The organism is Sphingomicrobium marinum, assembly GCF_026157105.1.
Lineage (GTDB): Bacteria > Pseudomonadota > Alphaproteobacteria > Sphingomonadales > Sphingomonadaceae > Sphingomicrobium > Sphingomicrobium marinum.
Genome location: NZ_JANPVQ010000001.1, coordinates 1,337,502 through 1,357,747 on the forward strand (window position 1 = coordinate 1,337,502; position 20,246 = coordinate 1,357,747).

Below are 20,246 nucleotides of genomic sequence, written 5' to 3' on the forward strand. Positions count from 1 at the left end.
AATTTGCCTGCAAACAACTGGAAAAACCGCGATATTCGTGCAAAACAGCGCCGCGTGAAACCTGTAGAACTTTATTCGCATCCTGACGGCCCCGAACCCAAGACCGTGGACAGTATCCGCGGCTCGATCCGGCGACCCGATCCGCACCAGCTCGTGATCACCTACGAAGTCCACGATCCGGAGCAAAAGATGATCATTCCCAAGGGCACCGGCATGCGCCGCGACGACCTGTGGCGTGAGACCTGTTTTGAATTTTTTCTCGGCCGCGCCTCGGGCGACGATTATCGCGAATTCAATTTCTCGCCCGGCGGCGATTGGGCGGCCTATGAATTCGATCGGTATCGTCAGGGCCAGCGCCACCACCTGATGCCGGCTGACCCGAAAATCCGCTGCTCGCGCGATGGCGATACGTTGACGGTAGAAGTGTTGCTGACCCTTGCCGACATGCCCGAGAACGGCAGCTGCCAGCTCGCCGCGGTAATCGACGAACAGGGGCGTGCACTGGTGCATTGGGCGGCGCTGCACGCGCCGGGCAAGCCCGATTTCCATGACCGCCTCAGCTTCGCGGTGCCCTATCCGAAGCTGGAAGCCGCATGATGCTGGGCATCGATCGGCTGCTCGCCGATCCGGAACTGCGCAAACCATTGGAAGGCAAGCGGATCGCGCTGCTGGCGCATCCCGCGTCGGTTACGGCCGATCTGACACATAGCCTCGATGCCTTGATCGCAGCCGGGATCAATGTGACCGCCGCCTATGGCCCGCAGCACGGCATCAAGGGCGACAAGCAGGATAATATGGTGGAGACTGAGGACGAGACCGATCCCGTCCACGACATCCCCGTGTTCAGCCTCTATGGCGAAGTGCGCCGCCCGACCGGCCAGTCGATGGGCACTTTCGATGTCGTCCTCATCGATCTTCAGGATCTGGGGTGCCGCATCTACACCTTCATCACGACGTTGCTCTACATGCTCGAAGCAGCTGCCGAGCATGGCAAAAGCGTCTGGGTACTCGATCGGCCCAACCCTGCCGGGCGTCCGGTCGAAGGCACCATCCTCCAGCCCGGCTATGAAAGCTTTGTCGGTGCCGGCCCGATCCCAATGCGCCATGGCCTCACCATGGGCGAACTTGGCCAATGGTTCATCGACCATTTCGATCTCGACGTGGATTACCGCGTCATCGAGATGGAGGGCTACGATCCCGCCGCAGCTCCCGGCTTCGGATGGCCTAGCGATCGCCTGTGGATCAATCCGTCGCCCAACGCCGCCAGCCTCAACATGGCGCGCGCTTATGCGGGCACGGTGATGCTCGAAGGCGCGACGCTGAGCGAGGGCAGGGGCACCACTCGCCCCTTGGAAGTCCTGTTCGGCGCGCCCGACGTCGATGCGCCGGCGGTCCTGCGCGAAATGGAACGCTTCGCGCCCGACTGGATGCGTGGGTGCCGCTTACGCGAATGCTGGTTTGAACCCACGTTCCACAAACATGCCGGCGAGCTGTGCAATGGGCTTATGGTCCACGCCGAGGGTCGCTTTTACGATCACGACGCCTTCAAGCCGTGGCGCCTGCAGGCGCTCGCTTTCAAGGCCATCCGCAACATTTTCCCGGCTTATGAGCTGTGGCGCGGTGAGGACTTCAAATACGAATATACAGAAGGCCACCTCGCCATCGACATCATCAATGGCGGACCGGGACTGCGTGAATGGGTCGATGACGAGGGCGCCAATGCCGGTGACTTGGACGCCTTAGCAAATCCTGATGAGCAACGCTGGATGGCAGAGCGCGAGGGCGTGCTTCTCTACTAGCTTCAGCTTTTACCGGGATCGCGGTGCTGGGCTCAATGTTTGCGGCTCAAATCGCGCATCGCCTCATCGAGCCCGTCGAGCGTTAGCGGATACATCCGGTCGCCCATCAACTCCTTGAGGATCTTGGTCGACATCGAATGGTGCCAATATTCCTTCGGCACGGGGTTGAGCCATGCGGCCGAGCGATAGGCATCGGTGAGCCGCTTGATCCAGGTGGCGCCAGCTTCCTGGTTATAATGCTCGATCGCGCCGCCCGAATGGGTGATCTCATAGGGGCTCATCGCGGCATCGCCGACGATGATGACTTTATGATCCGGTCCGAACTTGTGGAGAATATCCATGGTCGGCGTCTGCCCATCCCAGCGTCGCCTGTTTTCCTTCCACACGCCTTCGTAGATGCAGTTGTGGAAGTAATAATGCTCGAGATGCTTGAATTCGCTGCGCGCTGCCGAAAACAGCTCTTCGACCTGCCGCACATGGCTGTCCATCGACCCGCCAATATCGAGGAAAAGCAGTAGCTTTACCGCATTGTGCCGCTCGGGCCGCATGCGCACGTCGAGCCAGCCTTGCTTGGCGGTGCCGCGGATCGTGCCATCGAGATCCAGTTCCTCGATCGCGCCTTCGCGGGCAAAGCGCCGCAGCCGCTTGAGCGCAACCTTGATGTTGCGGGTGCCAAGCTCGCGCTCGCCATCGAGATCGCGGAACAGGCGCTTTTCCCAGATCTTGATCGCGCGGCCATGCTTGCCCGGTCCGCCGATCCGCACGCCCTCGGGATTGTAGCCGCCATGGCCGAAGGGGGAGGTGCCGCCGGTGCCAATCCACTTGTTGCCGCCCTGGTGCCGACCTTGCTGTTCTTCCAGACGCTTCTTCAGCGTCTCCATGATCTCGTCCCAGTCGCCCAGGCTCTTGATCTCGTCCATTTCTTCTTGGGTGAAGTAACGCTCGGCGACTGCACGGAGCCAATCTTCGGGCAGGGTCTGGGCCAGGTCTTCGCCTTCGGCGCGTTCCAGCCCCTTGAACACCTCGCCGAAAACCTGGTCGAACTTGTCGAGCCCGGCTTCGTCATGGACGAAGGTCGCGCGCGCCAGATAGTAGAACTCGGTCGGATCGGCCGCGATGACGTCGCGGTCCAGCGCCTCAAGCAGCAGCAGATGCTCCTTGAGGCTGGCGGGCAACCCGGCGCGCCGCAATGCTTCGACAAATCCGATAAACATGGGCGCTTCTTAGCGAAGGTGCGGCGCGGCATCCATGGTTAACGAAGAAGTAGGGGTTTAGCCCGTAAGGAGAGGCCGAGTATCGGCTTATTCATGGGGTGAAGATGGCCACCGAAGGTATCAAGGAAGTCACCGAAGACGCCATCCGCCGCGTTGCACGCGATTGCGGATTACTGTCGATGGAATGTAGCGACGTCGCGGGTTATGTCGAAGATGTTGCCTCCACCATTTCAGAACATCTGGGCAAGCTGGACGAGCTGGAGGAAGTCACCGAGCGCCTGCTTGCCGATCAGGCACGCGTTTCCGACAGCACCGATGAAGCGCGGCTCCTGTCCGAACAGGCCAAGGCCAAGCTCGAAGCCGGGCGCGGTGCGATCGAGGAAACAATTGCGGGCTTCAAGGGCCTGACCGACCTTGTCGTGCAGCTGGGCGAACGCATGGCCGGGTTCGCTACCGCCATGAACCAGGTCCAGTCGGTCAGTTCGACCATCGAGGTGATCGCGCGCAAGACCAACATGCTAGCACTCAATGCGACCATCGAAGCCGCGCGCGCAGGCGAGGCAGGGCGCAGCTTTGCCGTCGTTGCCGCAGAAGTGAAGAAGCTGGCGCACGATACGCGTTCGGCAACCAGCGAGATTGCCGAAACGATCGGTGAACTGACCCGCGAGGCCGGGTCGGTCACCGCCGAGATCAAGGAAGGCGTCGATCGCAGTCGCGCCGCCCAGACGCAGTTCGGTGTCATCGGAGCCACGGTCAACGAAGTCAGCGAGATCGTCGGCATGGTCGACCGCCAGACCGAAGGCATCGCGCATTCGACCGGGATGATCCAGACCAGCGTCGATCGCATGAAAGCGGGCCTGAACGAATTTGCCGAAGACGCGCGCGGCAATGGCGGGCAGCTTGTCCGTGCGCAGCGCCGCCTCGGCCACCTCGAGATGCTGACGGGCACGATGCTCAACACGCTCGCAAACTCCGGGGCGGAAATTGACGACACGCCGATGATGCTAAAGGCGGCCGATTACGCGAACCGCATTCGCGCGCAGGTCGAAGCCGCGATCGATGCCGGCGAGATCGATGTCGAAGCGGTGTTCGATCGCAATTACCGCGAACGCGAAGGCTCCAACCCGCCGCAGTTCGATACGCAGTTCTGCGACACGGCGGACCGTGTGATCCAGCCCATCCTCGATGAGGTCGTGCAAGGCGACAATCGCATCATCGGCACCACGATCGGCGACGAGAACGGCCATCTGCCGACGCACATGTCGAGCCGCTCGCAGCCCCAAGGTAGCGATCCTGTCTGGAACGACGCCAATTGCCGCAACCGTCGCATCATGATGGACGACCAGACGCGCTTCGCGCATGGCAGCGACAAGCCCAGCCTGATGACCTATCGCATGACCCGCGGCGATGAAGCGATCACGGTGAAGAATGTCTACATTCCGCTCGTCATCAAAGGCCGTCGCTGGGGCAATTTCGAACTCGCCTACCGCGACGACAATTAGGTTCGTCCCACTACGGGAATTACACTGATTCCCGTCAGCTTGCGCGAGCCGCTTCGAAATTATAGTATCGTTTAAACCGCTGGCCTTAACGAAGCGGCATCGGGGGGTGTATGGCTGGATATAAGACGCGCGCAGGCTGGCTTGCCTCGGCCGTCGTGATCGTGCTCGTCGCCGTTATGGCGCTCTTTATCGCGCAGGTGCTGGGCGCCGACTGGTTGGGCGCAAATGACGGGTATTTCTGGGCCTCGCTGCTTCCCATGCCGCTCTATGTATATGCGATCGGCGCCACCTATCGCGCGCTCCAATCGATTGCCGGGGGCGTGCGATCAGGCATTCTCGGGAAGTTGCTGCGCCGCGTCGGTCTTGCTTTGCTGATCGGTAGCCTGCTCGAAGTCTTTGGCGTGGCCATGCTTGCCAAGCTGCTGGGGGCGGGCGGTCCGCTCTTCACTTACGATCTTACGCCCATCACGCTGGGAATTCTCGGCGCTGTCCTGCATTTCGTGTCGCGGCTCATGGCTGAAGCCGAACAAGCGCGCGCCGAATTGGACGAGTTCGTCTGATGCAGATCGTGGTGACGCTCGACAAGATGCTGGCGATGCGCAGCATCACCGGCAAACAATTGGCCGAACGTGTCGGCATAAGTGAGACGCAAATGAGCCTGTTCCGCTCAGGCAAGGTCAAAGGCATCCGCTTCGCGACGCTGGAAAAGATCTGCGAAGAGCTGCAATGCAAGCCCGGCGACCTGCTCGACATCTCCGATGAAGGCTAGCGCCGGTATAGGTCATTAGGGCTGCGAGGATGCAGCAATAGCCTGGACAATATCGGCCTTGAGGTCGTCCAACTCCTCTAGCCCCACGCTAAACCGTACCAGCCTTTCGCCGGCTTCTGGGGACGGTCGTGAAAGCCCGCGATAGGCCATGACCAGGCTTACGGGCCCACCCCAGCTATACCCGATTTTGAAAAGTTCGAGCGCGTCGACAAAGCGCTCGACCCTCGCGCGGGACCAATCCTTGAAGATCACCGAGAAAATGCCGGCAGCGCCAGAAAAATCGCGCTTCCAGATGTCGTGTCCAGGACAAGCGGGCAAGGCCGGATGCAATACGCTGGCGACCTCCTCATGCTGGTCGAGCCAGGTGGCAAGCTCCAGTGCGCCGCGCTCGACATGTCGCAGGCGCAGGAAGAGAGTCCGCAATCCGCGCAGCACCAGGGCGGCGTCATCGGACGAAACGCAGCTGCCAAGATGTTCGGCCGCTGCACGCAGTTCGGCGAGCCGCGCTGCATCGCGCGTGGCGACGGCCCCCATCAATACGTCGCCATGCCCGCCCTGATACTTGGTCAGCGCCTGCACCGAAAAATCCGCGCCATGATCGAGCGGATTGAACAGCAGCCCTGCTGCGTAGGTGTTGTCGACGGCAACCAGCGCGCCATGGCGATGAGCCCGCTCGATGATGGCCGGCACGTCCTGTATTTCCATGCTGATTGAGCCGGGACTCTCGCACCAGACGAGCCGGGTATTGGGTCGGAAGTGTAGCTCGATGTCGGGTCCGATGAGCGGGTCATACGCCTCGACCTCGATCCCGAAACGCTTCAGGAAATCGCCGAGCCTTGTGTTGGGAGAATATGCAGATGCGGGGATCAAGACATGGTCACCGGCCTTGCAGGCAGCCAGATAAGTGAGCGATAACGCCGCCAGTCCACTAGGCGCCAATTCGACACCAACAGCCCCCTCGATCTCGCAAAGCCGCGCCTCCAGCTCCCGCGTGGTTGGCGTTCCCATGGTGGCATAGCGGTAATGCGCGTCGCGTTCCTGCTCATCGAAGACCGCGTCGATCGTGTCGAACAGCACGGTGGAGGCGCGGTGGATGGGTGGGCTGACCGCTTCGAACTTGGCCGATGCGCGCTTGAGCGGATGGATCAGCCGGGTCTCGATGCCGCGCCGATCCTTGGTCATTTAGCGACCCTCGCGCCGGCTCATGAAGGCCAGCTTCTCGAACAGCATCACGTCCTGCTCATTCTTGAGCAGCGCGCCATGCAGCGGCGGAATCGCTTTTTTCGGGTCGGCGTCCGCCAGCACTTCGAGCGGCATGTCTTCGTGCAAGATAAGCTTGAGCCAGTCGAGCAATTCGCTGGTCGAGGGCTTTTTCTTGATGCCGGGCACCTCGCGCACCGCATAGAAAAGATCGAGCGCCTTGCGCACCAGCATCTTCTGGATGCCGGGGAAGTGGACATCGATGATCGATTCCATCGTCTCGCGATCGGGGAAAGAGATATAGTGGAAGAAGCAGCGGCGCAGGAACGCGTCGGGCAGATCCTTCTCGTTGTTGGAAGTGATGACCACCACCGGCCGATCCTTGGCCTTCACCGTCTCGCCGGTCTCGTAGACATGGAATTCCATGCGATCGAGTTCCTGGAGAAGATCGTTCGGAAACTCGATGTCGGCCTTGTCGATCTCGTCGATCAGCAGCACGGGCAACTTCTCGGAGGTAAAAGCCTCCCACAGCTTGCCCTTGCGGATATAATTCGAGATGTCGTGAACGCGCTCTTCGCCGAGCTGCCCGTCGCGCAGGCGCGCTACCGCATCATATTCATAGAGGCCCTTTTCGGCGCGCGTTGTCGATTTGACGTGCCATTCGATGAGCGGTGCATCGATGGCCGCAGCGATCTCGTGCGCCAGCACGGTCTTGCCGGTGCCGGGCTCGCCCTTGACGAGCAGGGGGCGCCGCAATTTGACGGCGGCATTGACCGCGACCTTGAGGTCATCGGTCGCGACATATGAGGAAGTACCTTCGAATTTCATGGCCCCGCTCTATGAGCGCGCGGCCCTGAGCGCAACAGGACGAAAGGTCAGACGATCCCGTCGGCCTTGTCGCGCGCAACCGCGCGGGCTTCGAGCAGGTCGAACAGGCCGCGATGCTGGAGCAGCAGCTGCTCGGTGCCGAAGGTGAGGGCGCGCTGAGCCGCAGGGCCCTGGATGGCAGCGTTGATGACCTGTGCGCAATCGGTTTCGCCCGGCAGGACCGAGGCCGGAACCTCGATACCCGCGCGCTGCGCGGCACTATCGAGCACGGCGCGGACCACCGGCCAATCACCGACCAGCGCGGTGGCTGCGCCAAGCGAACAGCCTTCGCGCTCGCTACGCGCTAACGTTTCCACCGCGCGGCGCTGCGCCTGCAACACGCTTTCGGTCTGATGGGCGCCCGGGGTGGAGGGAAGGGGGCCAACAGCACTCGTCAACCGAACCAGGAAGAGACGTTCGCGCTCGAAAGCGTCGGCAGCGCCCATCATCCAGTCGCGGACCGGGCCTGCGGGCGTATTGGCCAGCGCGAGTTCGATCATGCCCGGATGACGGCCATAAACCTGGCAAAACAGGTGGACCGCGTCGGCAAGGTTGCGCGCCGCGCTATGGCTGTGGTCAGTCTGGAGGGCGCGGGCAAATTCATGCTGGCAGCAGCCATCATTGGCGATGCGCGCAAATTGCGCATCGGCGACAGGATGTGCCTGCCGGTTCATCGCCACGTCTCCACCCATCGCCTCATTCTCCCCAAATCGTCGAGCGTCATATTCCCTGTAGCGATTGATCCTTACCCAAGGCTCGTAAAGACGAGGTTTATGCGGCCTTCACCTTTTGGTCAGACGGGTTAATTTGTGGCTCGTTTCGGGACAACCGAGTGCGCCTCGGGGCGCTCGGGTACAAAAAAGGGGCCGCGGCGAACCGCAGCCCCTCTCGTTGCGTCACAGCCTGGCGGGTCAGGCGGCCTTGGGGAGGGCCTCTTTCTCGACCCTTTCGGGTTCGGGAAGTTGGGTGACGCTTGCCGATGCTTCGGCTTTGCGGGCTGGCACCAGCATCCGGGTCACGAACAGGATGGCGCCGAGGCCGAAGTAGAGCATGACGAGCTCCATCGGGAACCAGAACAGCGGAAGGATGAACGCAAGCCGCAAGAAGAGCGGGTTGATCCCGAGATCTTCGCCGAGACCTTCGCACACACCGAAGATAGTGTCGTTGCGGGTGAAGAGGTTCTCCTGACCGAACATCTTGCTCAAACCATTGCTGACGGCACTGGCAGTGGCGCTGGCGGCTTTATTGATCAACTGCAACATCGTATTTCGTTCCTCTCGGCCTGGGGTGACGCGTTCCCCGTGGATGATGTCCCGATAGAAAGCATCAACCATGCCAATCCAAATTAATCCCGGTTTTGTGTGGAAAACACCGTATTACTTTGAAACTGAACGACTGCAAAACGGTGTAGTTCCCCACATCCGGTGGTAATTCCCACTAGCTGGGACCAGCGAAATGGCGCCATCGCCGCTCGACCAATGGACGCGGGCGTTCGACCCATCGGCGAATGGCGGGATTTGGTCTGCAAGCTGCGGAGCGTTTTCGCGTCTTAAATTGAAGCCTTGGCCAGATAGTCGTTCGCTTCGGCAGGCTGGTCTGGAGACATCGGGATCGGGCCACCGTCGGCAAGGGCGGTCCACTTGTCGTACCCAAGCGGTCGCAAAAATTCGATTACATCACCGATGTCATGCCCGAACCGCTGGGCGTTTCTGTCACATTCGAAAATAAGGACGGGCTTGGTTGCGGTGAGGGTCTGTCGCGCTCCTTCGAAGAATTGCAATTCGGCACCCTCGATATCGATCTTGATGATGTCCGGTGGAGCAAGGCTTGCCTCGGCAACCAAGTCATCAAGCCGGCGCGCTGGCACAACTAGTTTGGTGGCATCCGCCTCGCGGGCCACCAGGCTGGCCTGAACCGCGTGGCGCGGGAGGTAGAGATCGACTTCGGCGTGCTTGTTGCCTAGCGCTACCGCGAAGACATCGACCCGGTCTCCCAGTCCGTTATGCTCGATCGACTGTGCGAGCGCCTGCGCAAGGCGCGGGAGCGGCTCGAACGCCAGTATGTGTCCCAGATTTTCAAATTCGCGCGCCATGACCAGGCTGATATAGCCGGCATTGGCGCCGACATCGTAGAAGGTGCTGCCGGACGGAAGGGCGGCGATCTCCTGGCGCAGCGCCGCGAGGATATGCGCTTCCCATGTCCCCGTACGCGCGACGTGCGCGCACATGTCGAGGACACGGCCATCCCACAGCAGATCGAGCCCGTTACCGATGTCATTTTGCCAGAGCCGCTCACCCAGCAGGCGGCCAGCCAATCGGGGCAGGGCGCCCTTGGCGCGCGGGATGACATTTGACAGCGCCAGCGCGCCTTCGATCAACAGATGTTGCCGTATAATCGGCCGATTGCCGCCTTCGATGCGCAATGCGCCCGCGGGGCAACCCCTATTGATCGAGGAAGCTTCGCATTTTCCGGCTGCGGCTCGGATGCTTCAATTTGCGCAGCGCCTTGGCTTCGATCTGGCGGATACGTTCGCGGGTGACCGAGAACTGCTGCCCAACTTCTTCCAGCGTATGATCGGTGTTCATGCCGATCCCGAAGCGCATGCGCAGCACGCGCTCTTCACGCGGCGTCAGCGAGGCTAGCACGCGAGTAACGGTTTCCTTGAGGTTGGATTGGATCGCGGCGTCGACCGGGATGATCGCGTTCTTGTCCTCGATGAAATCGCCCAGGTGCGAATCTTCCTCGTCGCCAATTGGCGTTTCGAGGCTGATCGGCTCCTTGGCGATCTTCATCACCTTGCGCACCTTTTCGAGCGGCATCGACAGTCGCTCGGCCAGTTCTTCGGGAGTCGGCTCGCGGCCGGTTTCGTGGAGGAATTGGCGTGACGTACGGACCAGCTTGTTGATCGTCTCGATCATGTGGACCGGAATACGGATCGTACGCGCCTGGTCCGCGATCGAACGCGTGATCGCCTGGCGGATCCACCACGTCGCATAGGTCGAGAACTTGTAGCCGCGGCGATATTCGAACTTATCGACCGCTTTCATCAGGCCGATATTGCCTTCTTGGATAAGGTCCAGGAACTGCAGGCCGCGGTTGGTATATTTTTTCGCGATCGAGATCACGAGGCGCAGGTTCGCCTCGACCATTTCCTTCTTGGCGATGCGCGCTTCGCGTTCGCCCTTCTGGACCTGGTTGACGATGCGGCGGAATTCGGGAAGCGACATGCCGGTCGCCTGCGCGATTTCGGCGATCTCGCCGCGAATACGCTCGACTGTATCGACTTCGTTTTCGGCGAACTTCTTCCACTTGGCATCGATTTTGGCGACCGATTTCAGCCACTGGTCGTCGAGTTCGTTGCCTTCATATTCCCGGAGGAAGTCGGCGCGCTTGACCTTGTGCCGCTCGGCAAGGCGCAGCATCTGGCCGCCCAGCGCCATGAGGCGACGGTTGTAGCTGTAGAGCTGGTCGACGAGATATTCGATCTTGGCGTTATGGAACTGGACGCTTTCGACCAGCGCCGTCAGTTCGCCCGACAGCTTCTGGTAGTTTTTCTCACGGACCTTTGAAAATTCCTCGCCGGCTTCCAATGCCGCAAGACGGTCGGTCTGCAGCTTCGAAAACTTCTTGAAGAGCGCCGTAATCTCGGCGAATTTTTCCAGCGCGACGGGCTTGAGCGCCTCTTCCATCTGGGCGAGCGAGAGCGTGTTGTCGTCGTCATCGTCATTGCGGATCGGGCGACCGTTGGCGTCGGTCTTGGGCTTGTTGCCGCCTTCTTCGTCGTCGCCGTCTTCTTCCTCGTCGTCGACATCATCGTCGTCGGTGATGGTCGGACCGGCGGTTTCCTCGCTAATCTCGTCCTCGTCATCGTCCTCTTCGGACTTGGCAAGTTGTTCAGCGGTCGGGCCCTTGGAGATCATCGCTTCGAGATCGAGGATCTCGCGAAGCTGCATGGTCTCTTCGTTGAGCGCATTCGACCACTCAATGATGGCGTTGAAGGTGATCGGGCTTTCGCACAGGCCCCAGATCATGAAGTCGCGGCCGGCCTCGATACGCTTGGCGATGGCGATCTCGCCCTCGCGGCTGAGCAATTCCACCGCGCCCATTTCGCGCAGGTACATGCGAACCGGGTCATCGGTGCGGTCGGCGCGTTCCTTGGTGTTGGTGGTTGCCTTGACGGTCTTGGGGTCGGACTTCTTGGCGCCGTCCTTTTCGTCGATCGCCTCGACATCGTCGTCTTCTTCATCCGAATCGACGATGTTGACGCCCATTTCGCTGATCGAGGACATGATGTCTTCGATCTGGTCAGGACTCATCTGGTCGCTCGGCAGCGCTTCGTTGACCTCATCATAGGTGAGGATCCCGCGCCGCTTGCCGCGTGCGATCAGCTTCTTGATCTTGGAATCATTGAGGTCGATCAGCGGCGCATCGCCGTCATCAGCCTTCGTTTTCTTTTTCGTCGCCATACCCGCGTTTGCCTAGTCACTCTCGGAGAGGGATGCCAGCCTCTCGTTAATTTCGTTTTTCGCCGTCAGCAGTCGCTGCTGTTCGGCAAAGGCTTCGTCGGACAACTCAGCCTCAAATCTCGTCGTCGCTTCGTTCAAAGCGGTTTCGACCTCCGCGGCTGCGGCGATCGCTCCCAGGGCCGCGCCTAGATCCTGCCGCGCTTGCATTTCGTCTGCGCCGGCACGGGTAAAGCTAAAGCCCAATAACGATTTGGAGGGTGCCCCCAAACCGTCGGATGCCAATATGGTGGCAATGCCGTCGCGATCAAGCGACTCGGAAGAAAAAGCTGCATCGACCAATTTATCGCGCGTGCGCGCGAGGAGCGGGTCGCTGATCGGAAGCTCCGCCAGCGTCTCGACATCGTCCTTCAACGCCGCCGGGAAAAGCGCGTAACCGCGCAGCAGCGCCGCGACCTGCGGGCCGCCAATTCCGGTGCGGGCGATATCGCGCGCGGCCGCCGAAGCGGGCGGGGGAGGGGGTGTCCACTTGCCGCCTCTCTTCTGCCAGCCACCGCGCGCTTGCCCGCGCTGCTGCCCGCGGCCCAGCAATGCATCGAAGCGCTTCAGCCACTCTTCGCGATACAGTTGCGCCAGGCCCTGGTCCTCGATCGCCTTGGCGTGCTGGAACAGACGCTGCTTGAGACCGGCACGTTCTTCGGGCGTATTGAGCGGCGAGGCATCGCGCTCGTGCCGCCACAGCCGTTCCACCAACGGTTCGGCCTTCTCGAGCACCGCTTCGAACGCGGCCTTTCCGCCGGCCTTCACCACGTCATCGGGATCCTGCCCCTCGGGCAGCGTCACGAACGACAGGCTCCGCTGCGGGCCAAGCAAGGGGAGGGCACGTTCCGCCGCGCGTATCGCCGCCTTCTGCCCGGCCGCATCGCCATCGAAGCACAGGATCGGCGTCTCGCTCAGACGCCATAGCAATTGCAATTGCGCTTCGGTGACTGCCGTGCCCAGCGGCGCGACCGCTTCGCCGATGCCCGCCGCATCGAGCGCGATGACGTCCATATAACCTTCGACCACGATGATGCGGTCGGCCTTTCGCGCCGCCTGCTGCGCGAGATCGAGATTGTAGAGCTGGCGCCCCTTGTCGAAGAGCGGCGTGTCTGGCGAATTCAGATATTTGGGCTCGCCGTCACCGATGATCCGTCCGCCAAAGGCGACGGTGCGCCCACGCGGATCGCGGATCGGGATCATCAGTCGTCCGCGAAAACGGTCGTAGGGCTCGCGATCCTCGGGCGCTGTAAGCATGCCGCTTTCGATCAGCTTGGGAACGCCGAATCGATCGAGTGCCTTCTTGAGCTTGCCCTTGGCATCGGGCGCATATCCAATCCCGAACTTGTCGAGCGTCGCGCGGCTTAGGCCGCGGCCCTGGCAATAATTGCGCGCCGCCCCGCCATCGATCCCGTCAAGCTGCTCGCGGAACCAGTCGGCGGCAGCTTCGGTGACATCGATCAGGCAGGCGCGGCGTTCGGCGCGTTCCTTCGCTTGCGGATCGGGCGCGGGCACTTCCATGCCGGCTTTCGCCGCCAGTTCCTTTACCGCATCCATGAACGCCATGCCGCGCCCGTCGACGAGGTAGCCGATCGCATCGCCGTGCGCCGAGCAACCAAAGCAGTGATAAAAGCCCTTCTCGTCATTGACGTAAAAGGACGGTGTCTTTTCGGAATGGAAGGGGCAGCACGCCTTATATTCCTTGCCCGCCTTGATGAGCTTCACATCCTGTCCAACCACCGCAGACACGCGGGTGCGCGCCCTCAGTTCATCAAGAAAGGACGGGGGGAGGCTCACCCCGCCAGCTTGGCCTTGGCAATCGCGCTCGCCTTGGCCGGTTCGATCGTCGCGCCGTGGCGGGCACGCACTTCGCCCATGACGCGGCCCATGTCCTTCATGCCTTCAGCGCCGACATCAGCGATGATCGTCGCGACGGCTTTCTCGGCTTCGTCATCGCTCATCTGCTGGGGCAGAAACGTTTCGATCACCGAAATCTCTGCCTCTTCGAGCGCCGCGCGATCCTCGGCGCCGCCCTTGCGGAACATTTCCGCCGATTCGCGGCGCTGCTTGACCATTTTCTGGAGGACCGCGGTAACGTGCGCATCATCGTCGGCAATCTCGCTGCCGCGAAGCTCGATATCCTTATTCTTGAGCTCGGACTGGATGAGACGGATCGTGGCGAGCGTCTCCATCGCCTTGGTCTTCATGGCTTCGATCTGGGCGGCTTTCAGCGTATCGCGAATCATCGCTTGTCGGTCTCCATTGGGGGGAGCGATCTACCTAGCCCAGAACTTCGCGCAATCACAGCGTTGACCTTTCCCCCAAATCCCCGCTACTCGCTGTGGCTTAGCAACATCGCCAAACTTCTTACGGAGCTTCGACCCCATGGCCGAACCGACGCCCGCGCGCGCACCCCAACCCAATGGCGCTACGGGAGTCATCGTTTTCCCCGACGGGCGGACGATCTGGGGCAGGGGCTTCGGCGCTACCGGCGAAATGGTGGGGGAGCTGTGCTTCCACACCGCGATGACGGGCTACCAGGAAATCATGACCGACCCGTCTTTTGCGCGGCAGGTCATTGCCTTCACTTTCCCGCACATCGGCAATGTCGGCGCCAATGCCGAAGATGTCGAAGCCGGCGAAGCCCATGGGCTCGGCTGCCTTGTCCGCGAAGCTGTTACCAGCCCGAGCAATTTTCGCAGCGAATTGGATTTTCCCTCGTGGATGGCCGCCAACGGCCGTATCGGCATTTCGGGCGTCGATACGCGCGCGCTGACCCGCCTCGTGCGCAGGGACGGCCCGCCCACCATCGCCATTGCGCATGATGAGAATGGCGATTTCGATCTCGACGCGCTCCAGAAAATGGCCGCCGATTGGCCCGGCCTCGAAGGCATGGATCTCGCCAAGGAAGTGTCCTCCAAGCAGCTGTTCGACTGGTCTGACGGCGGGTGGGAGCTGGGGCAGGGCTACCGGCTTGACCACGCCGATCCAAACGCGCCGCACGTCGTCGCCATCGATTATGGCGCCAAGCGCAACATCTTCCGCAACCTGGTGGAAGCTGGCGCGCGCGTGACCGTCGTGCCGGCACAGGCAAGCTTCGAGGACATCATGAAGCACGATCCCGACGGCTTCTTCCTCTCCAACGGCCCGGGCGATCCCGCCGCGACTGGCGATTATGCGATTCCCGTGATCAAGCAACTGCTCGAGACCGGCAAACCGCTCTTCGGTATCTGCCTCGGCCACCAGCTGCTCGCGCTCGCCGTGGGCGGCAAAACGTCGAAGATGTTCCAGGGCCACCGCGGCGCCAACCACCCGGTCCAGCGCTGCGAGGATGGTGCGGTCGAGATCACCAGCATGAACCACGGCTTCGCGGTGATGCGCGAAGGGCTCCCGAACAACGTGAAGGAAACCCACGTCTCGCTGTTCGACGACACCAATTGCGGCATCGAACTCACCGACCGCCCGGCCTTCAGTGTGCAATACCACCCCGAAGCCAGCCCAGGCCCGATGGACAGTTTCTACCTGTTCGAGAAATTCGTGGGGATGATGCGGTGAAACAAGCCGCGGTACTGACCTTGATGCTGGGCTTGACCGCCTGTGCCTCCACGCAGCGCCCGGTGTTCAACACGCCCGCGCAATTGAACAGCGCCGCCACCAATTGCGGCCTCGCGCTGGGCGAACTTGTGCAGGAAGAGGATGCGCGCGAACTGCTCTTCGTCATCCGCGAAGCACCGGGCCCGCAGGAACGCCTCTGCATCTACAAGTTCGCCGACGCCAACAACCTCAAGGTCGTCCTCATCGACGACATCGCGATAGAAACGGAATAAATGCCCGCACGCTCCGACATCTCGTCCATTCTCGTCATTGGCGCCGGTCCCATCGTCATCGGGCAGGCCGCCGAGTTCGATTATTCGGGCAGCCAGGCCATCAAGGCGCTGAAGGAAGAGGGCTATCGCGTCATCGTGGTGAACTCCAACCCCGCGACGATCATGACCGATCCCGGCATGGCCGACGCGACCTATGTCGAGCCGATCACCGCACGCGTCGTCGAGAAGATCATCGAGAAGGAAAAGCCCGATGCGGTGCTGCCCACCATGGGCGGCCAGACGGCGCTCAATTGCGCGCTCACGCTCAACAAGCTCGGCATCCTCGAAAAGCATAACGTCAAGCTGATCGGCGCGCAGGCCGAAGCGATCGACAAGGCCGAGGATCGCGAAAAATTCCGCAAGGCGATGGACAAGATCGGCCTTGAAAGCGCGCGCAGCGGCATCGCCCATAGCATGGAAGATGCGCTGGCGGTGCTGGAGACCACCGGCTTGCCCTCGATCATCCGCCCCAGCTTTACGCTCGGCGGCACTGGCGGCGGGGTCGCCTATAACCGCGAGGAATTCGAAGCCATCGTCAAGGGCGGGCTCGATGCCTCGCCCACCAACGAGGTGCTGATCGAGGAAAGCCTGTTGGGCTGGAAAGAATATGAGATGGAAGTCGTGCGCGACCGCGCCGACAACGCCATCATCATCTGCTCGATCGAAAATGTCGATCCGATGGGCGTGCACACGGGCGACAGCATCACCGTCGCCCCCGCGCTCACCCTGACCGACAAGGAATATCAGCGCATGCGCACCGCCTCGATCGAGGTGCTGCGGGAAATCGGCGTCGAAACGGGCGGCTCCAACGTCCAGTTCGCGGTCAATCCCGCCGACGGGCGCATGATCGTGATCGAGATGAACCCTCGAGTGTCGCGTTCTTCGGCGCTGGCATCGAAAGCTACCGGCTTCCCCATTGCCCGCGTCGCCGCAAAGCTCGCCGTCGGCTACACGCTCGACGAGATCAGGAACGACATTACCGGCGGCGCCACGCCCGCCAGCTTCGAACCGACGATCGACTATGTCGTCACCAAGATCCCCTATTTCGCGTTCGAGAAATTCCCGGGTGCGAAGCCGCTGCTTTCGACCGCGATGAAGTCGGTCGGCGAGGTCATGGCGATCGGGCGCAACTTTGCCGAAAGCCTGCAAAAGGCACTGCGCGGGACCGAAACGGGGCTGACCGGCCTCGACCGCGTCGAGGAACTGGTCGGTGCATCGCCAGAAGAGATCGAAAACGCGTTGGGACGCGCCAACCCGTTCCGCATTCTCGCCGCGGCCGAAGCGCTGCGCCAGGGCTTCACCGTCGAACGCGTCAACGAGATCAGCCATTTCGACCCGTGGTTCCTCGACCGGCTGAAAGAGATCGTCGATGCCGAGAAAGAGGTGCGCGACGAAGGCCTGCCGCGCGATGCCGCCGGTATGCGCCGCCTGAAAGCCATGGGCTTTTCCGATGCGCGTCTCGCCCAACTCGCCATACGAAGTGCGCACGCGGGCACGCGCGAGGCCGAAAGCCAGACGATGGGCATCGTACACGATGCGCTAAAGGCAATGGCGGGCGCCACGACCGAGGCCGAGGTCCGCGACGCGCGCCTCAAATTGGGCGTCCGTCCGGTCTACAAGCGCATCGACAGCTGCGCCGCCGAATTCGATGCCGTCACACCTTACATGTATTCGACCTATGAAGGCCCGCTGTTCGGCGAGCCCGAGGACGAAGCCGATGTCGAAGACCGCGAGAAGGTCATCATCCTCGGCGGCGGTCCCAATCGCATCGGGCAGGGAATCGAGTTCGATTATTGCTGCGTCCACGCCGCCTTCGCGCTGGGGCGCAAGCGCGAAGGAGACAAAGGCGAACATGTCGGTAATGGCCTCCAGGTCATCATGGTCAACTGTAACCCTGAGACCGTTTCAACCGATCCCGACACGTCGGACCGCCTCTATTTCGAACCACTGACCGCTGAAGACGTCCTTGCAATCGTCGATGCGGAAAAGGCCAAGGGGACACTGCGGGGCGTCATCGTCCAGCTCGGCGGGCAGACCCCGCTCAAGCTCGCCGCCGACCTTGAGAAGGCTGGCGTCCCAATTCTCGGCACCAGCCCCGACAGTATCGACCTTGCCGAAGATCGCGAACGTTTCGCGCGCCTGGTCGGAAAACTCGACCTCAAGCAGCCTGAAAACGGCATCGCGCGCAGCCGTGAAGAAGCGCTGAGCGTTGCCGATAGTATCGGCTATCCCGTCCTCCTGCGCCCGAGTTACGTGCTCGGCGGCCGCGCCATGGAGGTTGTCGATGGCCCCGAACAGCTCGATCATTATATCAACACCGCGGTGCAAGTCTCTGGTTCTTCACCGGTTTTGATTGACCGCTATCTGCGTGACGCCATCGAGGTCGATGTCGACGCGATCGGCGATGGGGACGACGTCCAGGTCACCGGTATCCTCCAGCATATCGAGGAAGCCGGGGTTCATTCGGGCGACAGCGCCTGTTCGATCCCGCCTTACAGCCTGCCGCCCAAGGTCATCGCCGAAATCGAGCGCCAGACCGATGCATTGGGCAGGGCGCTAAACGTGCGCGGGCTGATGAACGTCCAATATGCCATCAAGGATGGCGAGGTGTATCTCATCGAGGTGAACCCGCGTGCCTCGCGCACCGTGCCCTTCGTCGCCAAGGCGATCGGGCGCCCCATCGCCAAGATTGCCGCCAAGGTCATGGCGGGCGCCAAATTGTCCGAATTCGACCCCATCGACCGCAATATCGATCATGTCGCGGTAAAGGAGCCCGTCTTCCCCTTCGCGCGCTTCCCGGGCACCGATCCCGTCTTGAGTCCAGAAATGAAGTCTACCGGTGAAGTCATGGGAATTGCGAACAATTTCGATGCGGCATTCGCCAAAGCGCAGCTGGGCGAGGGCACCCGCCTGCCAACCGAAGGGTGCGTCTTCATTTCGGTAAAAGACAGCGACAAGGACCATATCCTGCCCGCCGCGCAGATGATGGACCTCGCCGGGTTCAACATCATCGCGACCGATGGCACGGCCTCCTACCTCGAGGAAAAGGGGGTGCGGGTCACGCGGGTGAACAAGGTCGCGCAGGGCCGCCCGCATATCGTCGACAGGCTCAAGGACGGTGACGTCAACCTTGTCTTCAATACGACCGAGGGCTGGCAATCGCTCAAGGACAGCCAGGATATCCGCGAAGCCGCGCTCAAGAACCACGTGCCCTACTTCACGACGGCATCGGCATCGGCCATCGTTGCGCGCATCATCGGCCGCGCCAATCCGGAAACCCTTGAAGTTCGCTCGCTTCAGTCTTATTATTCCGGGAAATAAATCTCACCACAACCGGGCCGTCAGGCGCTCCACTTCGGGGCGGAGGTCGGGTTTTGACGAAGGAAAATTGTGCGATGGCAAGCGAAAAGGTGCCGATGCTGGCTGAAGGCCATGCCAAGCTGAATGAAGAGGTCAAGCGCCTCAAGACCGTCGAACGCCCTGCGGTGATCGATGCGATCGAGGAAGCGCGCGCCCATGGCGATCTCTCCGAGAATGCAGAATATCATGCTGCCAAGGAGCGGCAGGGCCAGATTGAAGCCACGATTAGCCACATCGAAGACCAGCTTTCGCGCGCCATGGTGATCGACCCGACGACGCTGTCGGGTGACAAGGTCGTCTTCGGCGCGACCGTTCACCTGGTCGACGAGGACGACAACAAGAAAGTCTATCAGTTGGTCGGCGAAAGCGAAGCCGACGCCAAGAGCGGCCGGATCAACTTCAATTCGCCGCTGGCGCGCGCCCTGATCGGCCGCAGCGTGGGCGACGAAGTCGAAGTCATGACCCCCGCCGGCGATCGCTACTACGAAATCGAAAAAGTCGAATTCGTCTAAGCGATGGAAAAGACTGTCACCCGCACCGCGACCTTCGCAATAGGTGCGGTGACGGTTTTGACGTCTATCATGGTGATCGTGCTGGGCTGGTTGCCGCAGGCGGCCGTCAGCGGCGGTGTGATCCCCGCGCGCTTCGAAGGTTTGGAGCAGCTCGATGCGCTGCTACCCTCGACGACGCTACCGGCTTTCCTGACGCCGCTGAGCGCGACGCTCCTGCACGCCGATTTCCTGCACCTCGGGTTCAACATGCTGCTCCTTTTCTGGTGCGGCATCGGCGTTGAACGCGTGCTGGGGAAGGGGCCGGTTGTCTTTCTCTATGTGCTTGGCGCTTACACGGCGGCCACGGCGCAGGTGCTGGTGCAAAGCGACACTTTTTTGCCGATGATCGGTGCATCGGGCGCGGTCAGCGCGCTCATCGGTGCGTTTGCCGTGGGCTTCGGGAAACCGCGCGAAATCAGCAAGAAGGATACGCTCAACCGCTTCTTAAACGGTCTGTGGTTGTTCGTCGTCTGGGTCGGGATCCAGTGGGGCTTTGGTTTCGCGTCGAGCGGCGCAGGGCAGAATATCGCCGTGGCTGCGCATATCGGCGGTTTTGTCGCCGGGCTACTGGCGTGGCGGCCCTTGCTGATCTGGCGTTACCGACGCGCCTGATGGC

19 protein-coding genes are annotated in these 20,246 nt (G+C 61.5%); 10 read left to right on the top strand and 9 right to left on the bottom strand.

Going from position 1 to position 20,246, the window contains the following annotated elements; all coding sequences use genetic code 11:
• Positions 1–54: 54 nt before the first annotated feature.
• Together NUX07_RS06685 and NUX07_RS06690 are read left to right on the top strand one after the other, a co-directional pair.
• The gene (locus tag NUX07_RS06685; RefSeq protein ID WP_265529799.1) at positions 55–597 is read left to right on the top strand and encodes a DOMON-like domain-containing protein; all 543 of its coding nucleotides are present in this window, start codon (positions 55–57) and stop codon (positions 595–597) included.
• Complete coding sequence (locus NUX07_RS06690) at positions 594–1,799, top strand: exo-beta-N-acetylmuramidase NamZ family protein (RefSeq protein ID WP_265529800.1); 1,206 nt, start codon at positions 594–596, stop codon at positions 1,797–1,799. Before NUX07_RS06685 ends, NUX07_RS06690 begins: the two co-directional genes overlap by 4 nt.
• A 32-nt stretch (positions 1,800–1,831) precedes the next feature.
• On the opposite strand, the gene NUX07_RS06695 is transcribed toward NUX07_RS06690, so the two are convergent.
• Complete coding sequence (locus tag NUX07_RS06695; protein ID WP_265529801.1) at positions 1,832–3,013, bottom strand: vWA domain-containing protein; 1,182 nt, start codon at positions 3,011–3,013, stop codon at positions 1,832–1,834.
• 104 nt (positions 3,014–3,117) lie between these two features.
• Between NUX07_RS06695 and NUX07_RS06700 the strand changes: the two genes are divergently transcribed.
• The 3 genes from NUX07_RS06700 (at position 3,118) to NUX07_RS06710 (ending at position 5,284) form a co-directional block, all read left to right on the top strand.
• The gene (locus tag NUX07_RS06700; RefSeq protein ID WP_265529802.1) at positions 3,118–4,515 is read left to right on the top strand and encodes a methyl-accepting chemotaxis protein; all 1,398 of its coding nucleotides are present in this window, start codon (positions 3,118–3,120) and stop codon (positions 4,513–4,515) included.
• A 110-nt stretch (positions 4,516–4,625) separates the two neighbouring features.
• Positions 4,626–5,075, top strand: coding sequence for a hypothetical protein (locus tag NUX07_RS06705; protein ID WP_265529803.1), 450 nt, complete (start codon positions 4,626–4,628; stop codon positions 5,073–5,075).
• Positions 5,075–5,284 carry a helix-turn-helix domain-containing protein gene (locus tag NUX07_RS06710; RefSeq protein WP_265529804.1) on the top strand — a complete coding sequence of 70 codons (210 nt, stop codon included), beginning with the start codon at positions 5,075–5,077 and terminating at the stop codon, positions 5,282–5,284. Before NUX07_RS06705 ends, NUX07_RS06710 begins: the two co-directional genes overlap by 1 nt.
• Before the next feature lie 15 nt (positions 5,285–5,299).
• On the opposite strand, the gene metC is transcribed toward NUX07_RS06710, so the two are convergent.
• From metC to NUX07_RS06750, 8 genes are all read right to left on the bottom strand, one after another.
• Positions 5,300–6,466, bottom strand: a complete 1,167-nt coding sequence (metC, locus tag NUX07_RS06715) for a cystathionine beta-lyase (protein ID WP_265529805.1) — start codon at positions 6,464–6,466, stop codon at positions 5,300–5,302.
• Positions 6,467–7,312: an AAA family ATPase gene (locus NUX07_RS06720; protein ID WP_265529806.1), complete on the bottom strand. Its 846-nt coding sequence runs from the start codon at positions 7,310–7,312 to the stop codon at positions 6,467–6,469.
• A gap of 47 nt (positions 7,313–7,359) precedes the next feature.
• Positions 7,360–8,043: a DUF6975 family protein gene (locus NUX07_RS06725; RefSeq protein WP_265529807.1), complete on the bottom strand. Its 684-nt coding sequence runs from the start codon at positions 8,041–8,043 to the stop codon at positions 7,360–7,362.
• A 219-nt stretch (positions 8,044–8,262) separates the two neighbouring features.
• The gene (locus NUX07_RS06730) at positions 8,263–8,613 is read right to left on the bottom strand and encodes a PspC domain-containing protein (protein ID WP_265529808.1); all 351 of its coding nucleotides are present in this window, start codon (positions 8,611–8,613) and stop codon (positions 8,263–8,265) included.
• A 287-nt stretch (positions 8,614–8,900) separates the two neighbouring features.
• On the bottom strand, positions 8,901–9,728 hold the full coding sequence (locus tag NUX07_RS06735; RefSeq protein WP_265529809.1) for an FkbM family methyltransferase: 828 nt from the start codon (positions 9,726–9,728) through the stop codon (positions 8,901–8,903).
• Positions 9,729–9,792: 64 nt separating this feature from the next.
• Entirely contained in the window at positions 9,793–11,817 is a 2,025-nt protein-coding gene (gene rpoD, locus NUX07_RS06740) for an RNA polymerase sigma factor RpoD (protein WP_265529810.1), read from the bottom strand.
• A 12-nt stretch (positions 11,818–11,829) separates the two neighbouring features.
• Positions 11,830–13,650: a DNA primase gene (gene dnaG / locus NUX07_RS06745; protein WP_265529811.1), complete on the bottom strand. Its 1,821-nt coding sequence runs from the start codon at positions 13,648–13,650 to the stop codon at positions 11,830–11,832.
• The gene (locus NUX07_RS06750; protein ID WP_265529812.1) at positions 13,647–14,099 is read right to left on the bottom strand and encodes a GatB/YqeY domain-containing protein; all 453 of its coding nucleotides are present in this window, start codon (positions 14,097–14,099) and stop codon (positions 13,647–13,649) included. The genes dnaG and NUX07_RS06750 overlap by 4 nt, the downstream gene beginning before the upstream one ends.
• 139 nt (positions 14,100–14,238) lie before the next feature.
• Here NUX07_RS06750 and carA point away from each other — a divergent pair, with 139 nt between their 5' ends.
• From carA to NUX07_RS06775, 5 genes are all read left to right on the top strand, one after another.
• A complete protein-coding gene (gene carA, locus NUX07_RS06755) occupies positions 14,239–15,408 on the top strand; it encodes a glutamine-hydrolyzing carbamoyl-phosphate synthase small subunit (protein ID WP_265529813.1) in 1,170 nt (389 codons plus the stop codon).
• On the top strand, positions 15,405–15,680 hold the full coding sequence (locus tag NUX07_RS06760) for a hypothetical protein (protein ID WP_265529814.1): 276 nt from the start codon (positions 15,405–15,407) through the stop codon (positions 15,678–15,680). Before carA ends, NUX07_RS06760 begins: the two co-directional genes overlap by 4 nt.
• Entirely contained in the window at positions 15,681–19,040 is a 3,360-nt protein-coding gene (gene carB, locus NUX07_RS06765; protein WP_265529815.1) for a carbamoyl-phosphate synthase large subunit, read from the top strand. It begins immediately after the preceding gene.
• A gap of 74 nt (positions 19,041–19,114) precedes the next feature.
• The gene (gene greA, locus NUX07_RS06770; RefSeq protein ID WP_265529816.1) at positions 19,115–19,591 is read left to right on the top strand and encodes a transcription elongation factor GreA; all 477 of its coding nucleotides are present in this window, start codon (positions 19,115–19,117) and stop codon (positions 19,589–19,591) included.
• A 3-nt stretch (positions 19,592–19,594) separates the two neighbouring features.
• Positions 19,595–20,242, top strand: a complete 648-nt coding sequence (locus NUX07_RS06775; RefSeq protein WP_265529817.1) for a rhomboid family intramembrane serine protease — start codon at positions 19,595–19,597, stop codon at positions 20,240–20,242.
• The last annotated feature ends 4 nt before the right edge of the window (positions 20,243–20,246 follow it).